This is a genomic window from Seohaeicola sp., assembly GCF_048006315.1.
In the GTDB taxonomy this organism is placed as follows: domain Bacteria; phylum Pseudomonadota; class Alphaproteobacteria; order Rhodobacterales; family Rhodobacteraceae; genus Seohaeicola.
Window position 1 is genome coordinate 3,363,025 of sequence record NZ_CP180350.1, and the last position, 14,013, is coordinate 3,377,037.

At 65.6% G+C, this 14,013-nt stretch carries 12 protein-coding genes; 11 read left to right on the plus strand and 1 reads right to left on the minus strand.

The genetic code is table 11. The features are described 5' to 3' along the window. Window positions 1-75: 75 nt before the first annotated feature. Genes ACMUJL_RS16695 through ACMUJL_RS16720 form a run of 6 tightly spaced genes read left to right on the plus strand, consistent with a single transcriptional unit; the run spans window position 76 to window position 7,207 of the window. On the plus strand, window positions 76-936 hold the full coding sequence (locus ACMUJL_RS16695; protein WP_068295428.1) for an FAD binding domain-containing protein: 861 nt from the start codon (window positions 76-78) through the stop codon (window positions 934-936). After that, the gene (locus ACMUJL_RS16700) at window positions 929-3,679 is read left to right on the plus strand and encodes a molybdopterin-dependent oxidoreductase (RefSeq protein ID WP_375572316.1); all 2,751 of its coding nucleotides are present in this window, start codon (window positions 929-931) and stop codon (window positions 3,677-3,679) included. Before ACMUJL_RS16695 ends, ACMUJL_RS16700 begins: the two co-directional genes overlap by 8 nt. Next, window positions 3,672-5,183: a 6-hydroxynicotinate reductase gene (locus ACMUJL_RS16705; protein WP_068295426.1), complete on the plus strand. Its 1,512-nt coding sequence runs from the start codon at window positions 3,672-3,674 to the stop codon at window positions 5,181-5,183. The genes ACMUJL_RS16700 and ACMUJL_RS16705 overlap by 8 nt, the downstream gene beginning before the upstream one ends. After that, entirely contained in the window at window positions 5,183-6,049 is an 867-nt protein-coding gene (locus ACMUJL_RS16710; protein WP_375572314.1) for a UPF0280 family protein, read from the plus strand. Before ACMUJL_RS16705 ends, ACMUJL_RS16710 begins: the two co-directional genes overlap by 1 nt. Then, window positions 6,042-6,626, plus strand: a complete 585-nt coding sequence (locus tag ACMUJL_RS16715; protein ID WP_068295420.1) for an amino acid synthesis family protein — start codon at window positions 6,042-6,044, stop codon at window positions 6,624-6,626. Before ACMUJL_RS16710 ends, ACMUJL_RS16715 begins: the two co-directional genes overlap by 8 nt. Continuing rightward, window positions 6,623-7,207, plus strand: a complete 585-nt coding sequence (locus ACMUJL_RS16720; protein ID WP_375572312.1) for an amino acid synthesis family protein — start codon at window positions 6,623-6,625, stop codon at window positions 7,205-7,207. Before ACMUJL_RS16715 ends, ACMUJL_RS16720 begins: the two co-directional genes overlap by 4 nt. 71 nt (window positions 7,208-7,278) lie before the next feature. Here the strand turns inward: ACMUJL_RS16720 and ACMUJL_RS16725 are convergent, their stop codons facing one another. Next, entirely contained in the window at window positions 7,279-7,707 is a 429-nt protein-coding gene (locus tag ACMUJL_RS16725) for a MarR family winged helix-turn-helix transcriptional regulator (protein ID WP_068295416.1), read from the minus strand. Between the two features lie 253 nt (window positions 7,708-7,960). Here ACMUJL_RS16725 and ACMUJL_RS16730 point away from each other — a divergent pair, with 253 nt between their 5' ends. The 5 genes from ACMUJL_RS16730 (at window position 7,961) to ACMUJL_RS16750 (ending at window position 13,720) form a co-directional block, all read left to right on the plus strand. Further along, on the plus strand, window positions 7,961-9,028 hold the full coding sequence (locus tag ACMUJL_RS16730) for a Rieske 2Fe-2S domain-containing protein (RefSeq protein WP_375572310.1): 1,068 nt from the start codon (window positions 7,961-7,963) through the stop codon (window positions 9,026-9,028). A 26-nt stretch (window positions 9,029-9,054) separates the two neighbouring features. Next, a complete protein-coding gene (locus ACMUJL_RS16735; RefSeq protein WP_375572308.1) occupies window positions 9,055-10,260 on the plus strand; it encodes an ABC transporter substrate-binding protein in 1,206 nt (401 codons plus the stop codon). 127 nt (window positions 10,261-10,387) lie between these two features. Further along, entirely contained in the window at window positions 10,388-12,250 is a 1,863-nt protein-coding gene (locus tag ACMUJL_RS16740) for an ABC transporter permease (protein ID WP_068295408.1), read from the plus strand. After that, a complete protein-coding gene (locus ACMUJL_RS16745) occupies window positions 12,247-13,026 on the plus strand; it encodes an ABC transporter ATP-binding protein (protein WP_068295406.1) in 780 nt (259 codons plus the stop codon). The genes ACMUJL_RS16740 and ACMUJL_RS16745 overlap by 4 nt, the downstream gene beginning before the upstream one ends. Beyond that, window positions 13,019-13,720, plus strand: coding sequence for an ABC transporter ATP-binding protein (locus ACMUJL_RS16750; RefSeq protein WP_375572306.1), 702 nt, complete (start codon window positions 13,019-13,021; stop codon window positions 13,718-13,720). The genes ACMUJL_RS16745 and ACMUJL_RS16750 overlap by 8 nt, the downstream gene beginning before the upstream one ends. The last annotated feature ends 293 nt before the right edge of the window (window positions 13,721-14,013 follow it).

Here is a 14,013-nt window from a genome sequence, read left to right on the forward strand (position 1 = left end):
CTGTGCCGATTTCTTATTCGTGTGCAAACAAAATTCAGACCGCCCGCAAAGGCGGCAGACAACGGGGAAGCTGCGATGGGATATCTTGTTGCCGCATCATTGTCCGAGGCGCTGGATGCGCTGGGCCGTCCTGATGCCGCGGTGATCGCGGGCGGGACCGACTGGTTCCCCGCGCAGGGGTCGCGTCCTCTGAAGGGGGATCTGGTCGATATCACCCGCGTGCCGGGGCTGCGCGGGATCACGCAGGACGCGGGCGGCTGGCGCATTGGCGGGGCCACCACGTGGACGGACCTGATCCGCGCCGATCTGCCCCCGGCCTTCGACGGGATCAAGGCGGCCGCGCGTGAGGTGGGATCGATCCAGATCCAGAACGCGGGCACCGTGGCGGGCAACCTTTGCAATGCTTCGCCCGCCGCCGATGGCGTGCCGCCACTTCTGACGCTGGGCGCGGTGGTCGAACTGGCCTCGACCCGTGGCATCCGGCGCATGGGCCTGTCCGAATTCCTGAAAGGTCCGCGCCAGACCGCGCGCATGCCGGGCGAGGTGCTGACCGCGCTGATCATCCCCGATCTGCCTGTCGGCGCGCAGGGGACTTTCCTGAAACTGGGGGCGCGGCACTATCTGGTCATCTCGATCGCCATGGTCGCGGCCCTTGTCACGCTGGATCGGGGGCGGATCGTACAGGCGGCGGTGGCTGTTGGGTCCTGTTCCGCCACCGCGCAACGTCTTCCCGCGCTCGAGGCAGACCTGACAGGTCGCAGCGCCGCAGATGTGCTGGCCGCAGGTGCGGGCGTGATCCTGCCTGCGCACCTTGCGCCGCTGGCGCCCATCGGCGATGTGCGCGGCAGCGCCGACTACCGGATGGAGGCCGCGTCGACGCTTTGCGCCCGCGCGCTCCACATGGCGATAGAGCAGGGGGGACAATCCCATGGATAAGCGGACCGCACCGGATCTGACCGCCTTTCACCTGAATGGCCAGGTGGTCGAGGTCGCAGCCGACCCCGGCGAGCGCCTGTCCCATGCCCTGCGTGAAAGGCTGGGGGCCAAGGACGTCAAGATCGGCTGCAACGCGGGCGATTGCGGGGCCTGCACGGTGCTGGTCGATGGTGCGCCGGTCTGCGCCTGCCTGATGCCGGTGCAACAGGCCGCGGGCGCAAAGGTCGAAACGCTGACCGGTCTGGTCAAGGCCGATCCGCATGCCGACAGGCTGGTGAACAGCTTTCAGGCGCATCAGGCCGCGCAATGCGGTATCTGTACGCCGGGCATGATGGTGTCCGCCGTGGCGCTGCTGCGCGCGCAATCCGCGCCCGATGCCGCACAGGTACAGGACGCGCTGGGCGGGGTGCTGTGCCGCTGCACCGGCTATCGCAAGATCATCGATGCGGTGGTCGAGGCCGGGGCAGGGCATGCGCCCGCGCCGGAAGGCTCGGGCGATGTCGGCACCACGATCCGCCGGCTGGACGGTCTGCCCAAGGTCACCGGCACCGAGGCTTTCGGCGACGATGTCGCCCCGCCCGATGCGCTGGTGCTGCGGGTGATCCGTTCGCCCCATGCCCATGCGGGTTTCACCTTCGGCGATCTCGATGGTTTCCGCGCGGCCAATCCCGGTATCGTCGCGGTGCTGACAGCGGCCGATGTGCCGGGTCTCAATGCCTTCGGCGTGATCCCCGGCTTCATCGATCAGCCCGTCTTTGCCGTGGATCACGTGCTTTTCCGGGGCGATGCCGTGGCCGCCGTCGTGGGCGATGCCGCCACCATGGCCCGTTTCGATCCCGCCGATTTCCCCGTGACATGGGAGCCGCGCCCCCCGCTGATGGAGGTCGAGGACGCACTCGCCCCCGGTGCGGCGCAACTGCATCCGGGGCGCGCGCACAACATCATGTGCGGCGGTCATGTCGCCTGCGGCGATGCCGAGGCGGCACTGGCCCGCGCCGATGTCACGGTCGAGGGGCAGTTCACCACCGCTTTCGTGGAACATGGCTATATCGAACCCGAGGCCGGTTTCGCCATGATGGACGGTGACCGCGTCGTGGTGCAGGCCTGTACCCAGGCCCCGGTGATGGACCAGGATGCGCTGATGCAGATCCTCGCCCTGCCGCGCGAGCGTATCCGCATCGTCCCCACTGCGGTGGGCGGTGGCTTCGGCTCCAAGATCGACGTGTCGCTGCAACCCTTCCTGGCGCTGGCCGCGATCAGGACAGGCCGTGCCGTGCGCATGACCTATGAACGCGTCGAGACCATGCAATCCACCACCAAGCGCCATCCGGCCGCCATTTCCATGCGGATCGGGGCCAGCCGCGACGGGCGGCTCTGCGGCATGACCTTCGACGGGGACTTCAACACCGGGGCCTATGCTTCGTGGGGGCCGACCGTCGCCAACCGCGTGCCGGTCCATGCCTCGGGTCCCTACCGGGTGGCCGATTACCGCGCCACAACACGGGCGGTGAACACCAACTGTGTGCCCGCAGGCGCGTTTCGCGGCTTTGGCGTGCCCCAATCGGCGGTGGCGCAGGAAAGCCTTTTCGACATGCTGGCTGCGCGCCTCGGCATGGATGCGCTGGAATTCCGCATCCTCAATGCCCTCGACAACGGTGTGCCGACCGTCTGTGGACAGGTCTTTGCGCAGGGCGTCGGCGTCAAACCCTGCCTTGAGGCGCTGCGCCCCGCATGGGTTGCGGCGCAGGCCGACTGCGACACCTTCAACGTCGCTCATGCCACCCGCAAGCGCGGTGTGGGGGTCGCGGCAGGCTGGTATGGCTGCGGCAATACCTCGATGCCCAACCCCTCGACCATCCGGGCGGGTCTGCGCGCCGATGGCACCGTCGTGCTGCACCAGGGCGCGATGGATATCGGGCAGGGGTCCAACACCGTGATCCCGCAGATCTTCGCCCGCGCCTTCGGCGTACCGGTGCATGACATCGCGCTGATCGGGGCCGATACCGACCTGACACCCGACGCGGGCAAGACCTCGGCCAGCCGCCAGACCTTCGTGACCGGCAACGCCGCGCGCCTCGCGGGCGAGGCGCTGCGCAAGGCCGTTCTTGGGCAGGTCAACGCCAGCCCCGATGCGGTGATCACCCTTGATACCGCAGGGCTGACCGTCACCGATGGCGCGCAGACCTTCACCCTCGATCTGGCGCGGCTTTCCCCGAACCCCGCAGGCTATGTGCTGGAGGTGGCCGAGACCTACGATCCCCCCACCAAGCCGCTCGACAAGAACGGGCAGGGCGAACCCTATGCGCAATACGGCTATGCCGCCCATCTGGTGGTGGTCGAGGTGGATATCCCCCTTGGCCGGGTGCGTCCACTGCGCTTCGTCGCGGCCCATGATGTGGGGCAGGCGATCAATCCGCTCCTGGTCGAGGGGCAGGTCCATGGTGGCATTGCACAGGGCCTCGGCATGGCGCTGATGGAGGAATACATCCCCCACCGGACAGAGAACCTGCACGACTACCTGATCCCCACCATCGGCGACGTGCCCCCCATCGAAACCCTGATCGTCGAGGTGCCCGATGCCCATGGCCCTTACGGGGCCAAGGGCCTGGGTGAACATGTGCTGATCCCCACCGCGCCCGCGATCCTCAACGCCATCGCGCATGCCACCGGTGCGCGGATCACACGCCTGCCCGCCACCCCTGCAAGGGTGCGCGCCGCGCTGAAGGAGGCCGGACATGCCTGACGACAACGCGCCCGATACCGTGGCCAGCGCGGCCGCCGAGAAAATCCGCTGCGATGCCTGCCCGGTGATGTGCTACATCGCCGATGGCAAGGCTGGCGCCTGCGACCGTTACGCCAACCATGGCGGCGAGTTGGTGCGCCTTGATCCCCTGACCGTGATCCAGGGCGGTGCGCAGGCCGTGGCCTTTCTGGACCAGGGCGAGAATGCCCAGGACTGGGATGGCGACGTGATCCAGGGCAACCGCACCTTCGTGACTGCCGTGGGCGCGGGCACCACCTATCCCGATTACAAACCCGCCCCCTTCATCGTCAGCCAGCAGGTCGAGGGCGTCGACATGGTCACCGTCGTGACCGAGGGCATCTTCAGCTATTGCGGCGTCAAGGTGAAGATCGACACCGACCGCCACATCGGGCATGAGCGCGCGATTGTGCGTGTGGAAGGCGAGGCGATCGGTCATGTGATGACCGCCGAATACGGCTCCAAGATGCTGTCGCTGGGCGGGGTGGAACACCTGACGGGCGGCTCGAAGAAAGAAGGCCGCGTGACCTGCGACGCGCTGATGCGCCTGTGCAACCGCGAAGCCGTGGAAATGCAGATCGACGAGGGCGTGACCATCGTGGTGCAGGCGGGCCATGCGCCCATCATCAACGGTGTGCCGGAAAAGCTGATGCGTGTGGGCTGTGGCTCGGCCACCATCGGCATGTTCGCCAAGCAATGGCACGGCCATGTCGACGAGGTGGTGGTCGTCGATGACCATATCACTGGCGTGCTCAGCGAACACGAGGCCGGCAAGGGCCTCGACATGCGCCTTTCGGGCATCAAGGTGAAGGGGCGCAAATCCACGCCCGGTCGCTATTTCCAGGTGGCGGATCCCGGCACCGGCTGGGGCGGCACCAATGTCGAAGACCCGCTGACCATCCTCAAGCCCGCCGATCCGAAACTGGCATGGCCCGGCCTGCGCCTGCTGATGATCTCGACCACCGGGGAGCAATGGGCCTATTACATCCTTGATGAAAACCTTGTCCCGCAACCGGCCGACATCACGCCGCCGCTGCTGGCCACGGCTGAACGGATCGCGGAAAACTGCGAACCTTCGCTTTGCTCGGTCCTCTTCATGGGCGGCGCGGGCGGCAGCTTGCGCGCGGGCGTCACCGAGAACCCGGTGCGGCTGACCCGGTCGGTCAAGGATGCGCTGACCTACGTGTCCTGCGGCGGGGCAGAGGCCTATGTCTGGCCCGGTGGCGGCATCACCGTGATGGCCGATGTGATGGACATGCCGACCAATTCCTTCGGTTATGTGCCGACACCCGCGCTTGTGGCTCCGATCGAATTCACCCTGCGGCTGACCGATTACGCGGCACTTGGCGGGCATGTGGATCATGTCCGTCCGGTCCAAGAGGTCCTGACCCCCGCGATCCGCAAGCTCTTGCCCAACATCAGCCAGCCAGACCCGCATGATCCGCAGAACTACCGCTGGCGGCCTGACCGCAAGGGCAGGCGCTGATGGGGCCGGTCGCGGCCCTTCTGGCCGATGGCCGGTTGCATCTGCAACACGGCCCCATCGACCTTGTGATCGGGGTCGAGGCGCAGGATGACGCCCGCAGCAAAGCCTATCGCGCCGCGCGCGACCGTTTCGCCACCGTGCTTGATGAACTTGTCCCCGAACTGCCGGTGCTGCGCGCGCCCCTCGGCGCGCTGCCTCAGGGCCAGATCGGTCGCAGGATGCACGCAGCCTGCGGGACCGTGGCGCAGGGCGACTTCATCACCCCCATGGCCGCCGTGGCCGGGTCCGTCGCGGATGAGGTGCTGGCCGCCATGCTGGCCGCGGTGCCGCTTGCCCGCGCCCATGTGAACAACGGCGGCGATATCGCGCTGCATCTGGCACCCGGCGCGGACTACCGCGCGGCCATCGCGGGGCTGGACGGGCAACTGGCAGGCCGGATCACGCTTCATGCAGGGCAGGGGATCGGCGGCATCGCCACATCGGGGCAGGGCGGGCGCAGCCTCAGCCTGGGCATCGCCTCCTCGGTCACGGTGCTGGCGCGCGATGCCGCAACGGCGGATGCCGCCGCCACCCTGATCGCCAACGCAGTCGATCTGCCGGGCCATCCCGCCATTACCCGCCGCCCTGCGCGGGACATCTTCCCTGACAGCGATCTGGGCGCGCGCATGGTCGTGACCGATGTCGCGCCACTGCCCCCCGCCGACATCGCCCGCGCGCTGGCGCGCGGGGCGGAACGGGCGCAGGCGATGATCGCCACCGGTGCCATTGCCGCCGCCGCGCTGGTCCTGCAAGGTCAGGGCGTCACGGTCGGAGAATTCGAAGACGGGGCCACGGCCCTCAAGGAAAGGAGCCTCCAGCATGCCTGAGGTCGAGATACGCAAATTTGCCAGCGTGGTAGAGGAAGTCTTTCACGAAGGCGGTCCCCGCGCCACCACACCGCTGCGCCGCGCCGCGGTGATCGCGGTGATCCGCAATCCCTTCGCGGGGTCCTATGTCGAAGACATCCAGCCCTTCATGGAAGACCTCAAGCCGCTGGGCCTGATGATGGCCAACCGGCTGGTGGACCTGCTGGGCGGTGATCCGTCGGTCATCGAAGGTTATGGCAAGGGGGCCATCGTCGGTGCCGCGGGAGAGCTGGAACACGGCGCGCTCTGGCATGCGCCGGGCGGCTATGCCATGCGCGAGGTGCTGGGCGACGCCATGGCGATCGTGCCCTCCACCAAGAAGGTGGGCGGTGTCGGCACGCGGCTGGATGTGCCGATCACCCATATCAACGCCTCATATGTGCGCAGTCATTTCGATGCGATGGAACTGGGCCTGAACGACGCGCCGCGCGCCGATGAAATGGCCCTGATGCTGGTCATGACGACGGGCCCGCGTGTCCATAACCGCGCAGGCGGGCTGGCCGCCGACAAGATCACCGGAAGGGACGGGCTGAGATGAGCGCCGATATCCGCAAACTGGCCGTCTGGGTCGAGGAAACCCATACCGAGATGGGCCGCCCCATCACCCCCGCCACCCGCAAGGCCGTGGCGGTGGCTGTCATCGCAAACCCCTTCGCGGGCCGCTATGCCGAAGATCTGTCCGAGCTGATCGAGATTGGTGCAGAACTGGGCGGGCTGTTGGGCGCGCGCTGCGTCGCGGCTTTGGGCATCGAGCCTGCGCAGGCGCAAAGCTATGGCAAGGCCGCCATGGTCGGCGAGGGCGGAGAGCTGGAACATGCCGCCGCCATCCTGCACCCCAAACTGGGCGCGCCCCTGCGCTTGGCTGTTGAGAAGGGGGCGGCGCTGGTCCCCTCGTCGAAAAAGATGGGCGGGCCGGGTCAGGTGCTGGACGTGCCGCTGGGCCACAAGGATGCGGCCTATGTGCGCAGCCATTTCGACGGGGTCGAGGTGCGGCTGAACGATGCGCCGAGGGCGGGCGAGATCATGGTCGCCGTGGCCGTCACCGACAGCGGTCGACCGCTGCCGCGCGTCGGCGGGCTGACCCATGAGCAGGCCGAGGGCAAGGATGGGCTGCGCTGAGCCTGCGGCAACCATCGGTTTTTGAGTATTTTTGCAAAATGAACAGGGCGCGCAGGGAACACCTGCGCCCCTTACAATTTGTCCAGCAGGTCCAGCAGCCGTTCCACTTCGCGCCGGGTCAGGTTCGCGGCCGTCGCCTGGGAAATCTCGGTTGCGGTCCTGACAGCCTGGGCGGCAAAGGCGTGCCCCTCGGGCGTCAGCGAGATATCCAGCCGCCGCATGTCCGAGGTGCTTTTGGTGCGTCGCACGAACCCCTTGGCGCGCAGCCGATCCACCACGCCCTTGGTCGTGGCCGCATCCATGCCCACAAGCCGACCCAACTGGTTCTGCGAGATCGTGTCCTCGTCCAGCAGCTTGGCCAGGACCGCGAATTGCGTGGGCGTGACATCGGGCATCATGCGGGCAAAGACCTCAAGATGCTTCTGGTTGGCCAGGCGCAGCTTGAAGCCGATCTGCTCTTCCAGCCGATAGGCTGACCTGTCCCGATTCTCGATATCCATCCGGTGTCTTTCCTGCGGGGTGAACCCTTGCGCCACGGGCTGTTGTGCCTGCGCCGCAGACTATAGTCTTTCACGAAAGCTGCCTGCGGTCCATTTCCTGTTTCGGGTGAAAAATTTGTTTGACAGCTAACAAGTTTTTGGTGCGGAATGGAACAAAGGTCAAGCCGCGCCGCGATAGGATGATCCGTCAGGCGGGCCGTGTGGGCCGGATGGATCGTCCGTTCAGCGGGCGGCGCAACAGGAGGGAAAGACGATGCCTTTCGTCAGAAACGCCTGGTATGTGGCCGGATGGTCGCATGATTTCGGCGTAGAGATGCGCGCGCTGACGATCGTCAACGAAACCATGGTGATGTTCCGCGCCAGCGACGGCGCGCTGGTCGCGCTCGAGGATCGCTGCCCGCACCGCCAGTTGCCGCTGTCGAAGGGCAAGCGGATCGGTGATACGATCCAGTGCGGCTATCATGGCATGACCTTCGATCGCACCGGTGCCTGCGTGCGTGTGCCGGGGCAGGACAATCTGCCCGCCAGCGCCTATGTCGATGCCTTCCCGGTCGAGGAACGCCACGGCATCGTCTGGGTCTGGATGGGCGATCCCGACCGCGCCGATCCTGCCACCATCTTCGACATGCCCGAATTCAGCGATCCGGCCTGGCATGTGCACCATGGCGACGCGCTGCACCTGAAGGCCAATTACCTCAACGTGGCCGAAAACCTTGTCGATCCCGCGCATGTCAGCTTTGTGCATCCCACGACGCTGGGCAGTTCGGCGTCCGAAAACGTCCCCGTCCATGTCAGCACGCGCGGCAAGGCGATCACGGCCTGGCGCTGGATCCGCGACGCGCCGCCGGTGGGGTTCTTTCAGAAGTTCGGCGGGTTTTCCGGCAATGTCGATCGCTGGCATTACTACCATCTGCATCTGCCCAGCACGGCGGTGATCGATTTCGGCAGCGCCGATGCCAGTCTGAACCTGCCCGAGGAAGACCGCCAGAAGGGCGTGCGCATCTTCGCGCTGCATTTCGTGACCCCCGTGACCGAGGATTACACGATCGACCACTGGATGCATATCCGCAACGCGGCGGTAGGCGATGATGCGGCCTCGGCGCAGATGGACGCGATGTTCCGCATCGCCTTTGCCGAGGACAAGGAGATCCTCGAGGCGATCCATGTCGAGGAACAACGCCCGCAAAAGCGCAAGCCCATCCGCATTGCCATCGACAAAGGCCCGAACGTATACCGGAAAAGGATACGCGACCTGATTGAAACCGAGGCGACTGAAGACCTTGGAGAACCTGTAAGACCAACCTTCGTCCAGCACGACTGAGGACACCCAACAGAGAGGATACCCCAATGCATCGCAAGACGTTTCTGAAAGGACTGGTGGGTGCGGCAGCACTTGCCGTGGCGGGTCTTCCCGCCCTCGCACAGGACACGATCAAGATCGGAGAGATCAACCATTACAAGCGGATGGCCGCATTTGCCGAACCCTACAAGATGGGGATCGAGCTGGCGCTGGAAGAGGTGAACGCCGCAGGCGGCGTGCTGGGCAAGCCGCTGGAATTCATCTTCCGCGACGATCAGGGTGATCCGGGCGAGGCGATCAAGATCGCCGAGGAACTGATGACGCGCGATGGCGCGGTCATGCTGACGGGCACCATCCTCAGCAACGTGGGTCTTGCGATCTCGTCGCTGGCGGCGGAAAAGAAATACCTCTATCTCGCGTCCGAGCCGCTTGCGGATTCCATCGTCTGGGCCAGCGGAAATGACTACACCTTCCGCCTGCGCACATCGACCTACATGCAGGCCGCGATGCTGGCCGAAGAGGCCGCCAAGTCGGATGCGGTCCGCTATGCGACCATCGCGCCCAACTATGCCTATGGCAAGGAAGCGGTCGCAGCCTTCAAGACCGTGCTGACCCAGTTGAAGCCCGATGTGGAATTCGTGACCGAGCAGTGGCCCGCCCTGTTCAAGATCGATGCGGGCGCCGAGGTTCAGGCGCTGGAACGCGCCAAGCCCGATGCCGTCTTCAACGTGACCTTCGGTACCGACCTTGCGAAATTCGTCCGCGAAGGCACGACGCGGGGCCTGTTCGACGGGCGCACGGTCTACGGGATGCTGACGGGCGAACCCGAATACCTCGATCCGCTGGCCGACGAGGCACCGGTGGGCTGGGTCGTGACCGGCTATCCCTGGTATGATGTGACGGATGCGTCCAACAAGGCTTTCGTCGATGCCTACCAGTCACGCTACAACGACTATCCCCGCATCGGTTCGCTGGTGGGTTACATGACCGTGCAATCCATCGCTGCGGCGCTGGAAAAGGCAGGCAGCACCGAGACCGAGGCGCTGAAGATGGCCTTCAAGGGGCTGGAACTGGACACGCCCGTGGGCCCTATCACCTATCGCGCGATCGACCATCAGGCGACCATGGGGGCCTTTGTCGGCACCATCGCCATGAAGGACGGCAAGGGCGTCATGGTTGACTGGACCTACAAGAACGGTGCCGATTACCTGCCCAGCGACGAAGAAGTCATGAAACTGCGCCCGGCCAACTGAGCCGGCGTGCCGTGATCGCGGGCGGCGGCCTGATCGTCGCCCGCGCCTCCTCGGTCGGTCGTGCGGCACCCTGCGGGTGTGCCCGGCACCGGCCTGAGCTTTCTCCAGGATATCCGGGACCAATCACATGGGTTTCTTCATCGCACAGCTTCTGACGGGGCTTGCCAATGCCGGCGCGCTGTTCATGGTCGCCTCGGGGCTGTCGCTGATCTTCGGCGTGACCCGGATCGTGAATTTCGCGCATGGATCCTTCTACATGCTGGGGGCCTATGTCGGTTATTCGCTGATGCAGGTGCTGCCGGGGGCCGTGGGCTTCTGGACATCGATCCTGCTGGCGGGTGTCATCGTGGGGCTGATCGGCGTCATCGTGGAAATCTGCGTGCTGCGGCCCGTCTATCGCGCGCCCGAACTGTTCCAGCTGGTCGCCACCTTCGGCGTGATCCTGGTGATCCAGGATCTGACGCTGATGACCTGGGGTGCCGAGGATGTGCTTGGACCGCGCGCCCCCGGACTGACCGGCGTGGTGCGGATCATGGGCGAGCCTGTCCCGAAATACGACCTTGCCCTGTTGGTGATCACCCCCTTTGTGGCGCTGGGCCTGTGGTATCTGATCACGCGCACCCGCGTCGGCGTGCTGGTGCGCGCGGCGACCCAGGACCGCGAGATGGTGGGCGCGCTTGGCGTCAACCAGTCGTGGCTGTTCACCGGTGTCTTCTTTCTGGGCTGCGCGCTGGCGGGGCTGGGCGGGGCGCTGCAACTGCCCAAGGGCGGGGCCGATCTGCTGATGGATTTCAACATCCTGACCGCGGTCTTCGTCGTTGTCGTGATCGGGGGCATGGGATCGCTGCCCGGCGCCTATCTGGCGGCGGTGCTGATCTCGGTCCTTGGCGTTTTCGGCGTGACCTACATGCCGCAAAGCACGCTGGTGCTGATGTTCGTGATCATGGTGCTGGTGCTGATGATCCGCCCCTACGGCCTGTTCGGGCGCCCCGAAGTGGCGGGCGAGCATGGCCAGGTCGGCGAGCCGGAGCGCCCGATCAAACCCGCAGGGCCCCGCGCGCGCATGATCGTGGCGGCAGGGCTGGCGCTGCTGGCGCTGATGCCGGTCTATGGCTCGAATTTCACGCTGGTGCTGGCCACCGACATCCTGATCTTCTGCCTCTTCGCCGCCAGCCTGCATTTCATTCTTGGTCTGGGCGGTCTGGTCAGTTTCGGCCATGCGGCCTTTTTCGGTGGCGGTGCCTATGTGGCGGCCCTGCTGGTGACCTATGCCGACACCCCGATGGAGCTGGCGCTATTGCTGGCGCCCCTTGGCGCGGGCATGGCGGCGATCATCATCGGTTGGGTCTGCCTGCGCCTGACGGGTGTCTATTTCGCCATGCTGACGCTGGCCTTTTCGCAACTTCTGTGGTCGCTGGTGTTCCAATGGGGCGAGGTGACGCGCGGCGATGACGGGCTGGTGAACATCTGGCCCTCGGCCTGGGCCTCGGGGACCACGGTCTATTTCTACCTCAGCCTCGTGATCTGCACGGGCGGTATCCTGTTCCTGCGCCACGCGGCCCATGCGCCCTTTGGCTATGCGCTGCGCGCCGCGCGCGACAGCGCCCGTCAGGCCGAGGCGACAGGCATCGATACCAAGCGCGTGCAATGGGCGGCCTTCGCCCTGGCCGGTGCAATGGCAGGCGTCGCGGGTGGGCTTTTCGTCTTTTCCAAGGGCAGCGTCTTCCCCAACGAGCTTGAGATCGCGCGCAGCTTCGATGCGCTGATCGTGGTCTTCCTGGGCGGGGTCAAGACGCTGGCGGGTGGCGTGGTCGGCGGTGTGGCCCTTGAAGGGGTCAAGGACATCCTGACGCGCTTTGAATACTGGCGCCTGGCACTGGGCGTGCTGATCATCGTGGTGGTGATCGTCGCCCCCGACGGGCTGGTGGGCACCGCCCGCAAGCTGGCAGAGCGCTGGGGCATCCTGCGCGGCGCGGAGGATGGGAAATGAGCATCGTTCTGGAAACCAGGGGCCTGTCGAAATCCTTTGGCGCGATCAAGGCCGTGTCGGATGTGTCCTTTACCCTGCACAAGGGCGAGTTGCTGGCCATGATCGGCCCGAACGGCGCGGGTAAAAGCACCTGCTTCAACATGCTGATGGGACAGCTCAAGCCGACCGCCGGCACCGTCTGGCTGAACGGGCAGAACCTGGCCGGGCTGGGGCCGCGCCAGATCTGGCGCATGGGGGTGGGGCGGACATTCCAGATCACCGGCACCTATGCCTCGATGACGGTGGCGGAAAACGTGCAGATGGCGCTGATCTCGCATCACCACCGGGTCTTTGCGATCCTGCCCCATGCGCACAGGCTCTATCGGGATCGGGCCATGGAATTGCTGGATCTCGTGGGCATGGCCGATCAGGCGGACCGCCATTGCGCGGTTCTGGCTTACGGCGATCTCAAGCGGTTGGAACTGGCGATCGCGCTGGCGCATGAACCCAGTCTCTTGCTGATGGACGAACCCACCGCAGGCATGGCCCCGCGCGAACGCATCGCGCTGATGAAGCTGACCGCCGATATCGTCCGCGACCAGGGGGTCAGCGTGCTGTTCACCGAACACGACATGGATGTGGTCTTTGCCCATGCGCACCGGGTCATGGTGCTGAACCGGGGACAGCTGATCGCCGATGGCACGGTCGAGGATATCCGCAACGATCCGCGCGTGCAGGAGGTCTACCTCGGCGGAGGCACCCTGTTCCACGCCGCAGAGGAGGGCCACCATGCTTGAGATCGCATCCGTCAACAGCTTCTACGGCAAGGCCCATGTGCTGAGCGACCTCAGCTTCACGGTGCAGCGCGGGCAGGTGGCGGCCCTTCTGGGGCGCAACGGCGCGGGCAAGTCCACGACGATGAAATCCATCATGCAGCTTGTCGTGCCGCGCAGCGGGCAGGTCCGCTTCATGGGGCACGATCTGGTGGGCCTTGCCCCGCATCGCGTGGCCAAGATGGGCCTTGGATACGTGCCCGAGGATCGGCGCATCTTCACCGACCTTACCGTTCTGGAAAACCTCGAGGTGGGCCGCCAGCCCCCGCGTGAGGGCACGGTCACCTGGACCCGCGACATGCTGTTCGATCTGTTCCCCAACCTGGCCGAGCGGCGCAACAACCGGGGCAAGGAAATGTCGGGCGGCGAGCAGCAGATGCTGACCATCGCGCGCACGCTGATGGGCAACCCCAGCTTCGTGCTGCTGGACGAACCCAGCGAAGGCATCGCGCCGGTGATCGTCGAGCAGATGGCCCGCGTGATCCTGCAGCTGAAATCCGAAGGGCTGACCGTGCTTCTGTCGGAACAGAACCTGCATTTCGCCCGCGCCGTGGCCGATGTGGCCGTGATCATCGAAGGTGGGGCGCAGAAATTCCACGGCACCCTGGCCGAGCTGAACGCCCAGCCCGAAATCCGCGACGCCTATCTGTCGGTCTGACCCGGGGCGGGGGCTACGTCGGGCGATCTTCCGTCACAAGGGGCGGGAAGCTGACCTTCGCTGCGACGGCGAACCGACCAGGTCAATCTCAGCAAAGCAGTCGTTGGCCGTTGTGAGCAAGAACGACAGCAGCGCGGACAAAGCGAGCATTGTTGAATCAGGTCGCGATGTCTGCTTCATAGTTTCTGTTGCGACATGTGCACGTTCAAATTATCGTTGGAGTTAAGGGCAAGGCGAACTCGTTTCTCCGTTCTCGTAATTGCGGCCGAATTTCTGTTGGAGAAAAAATTGTG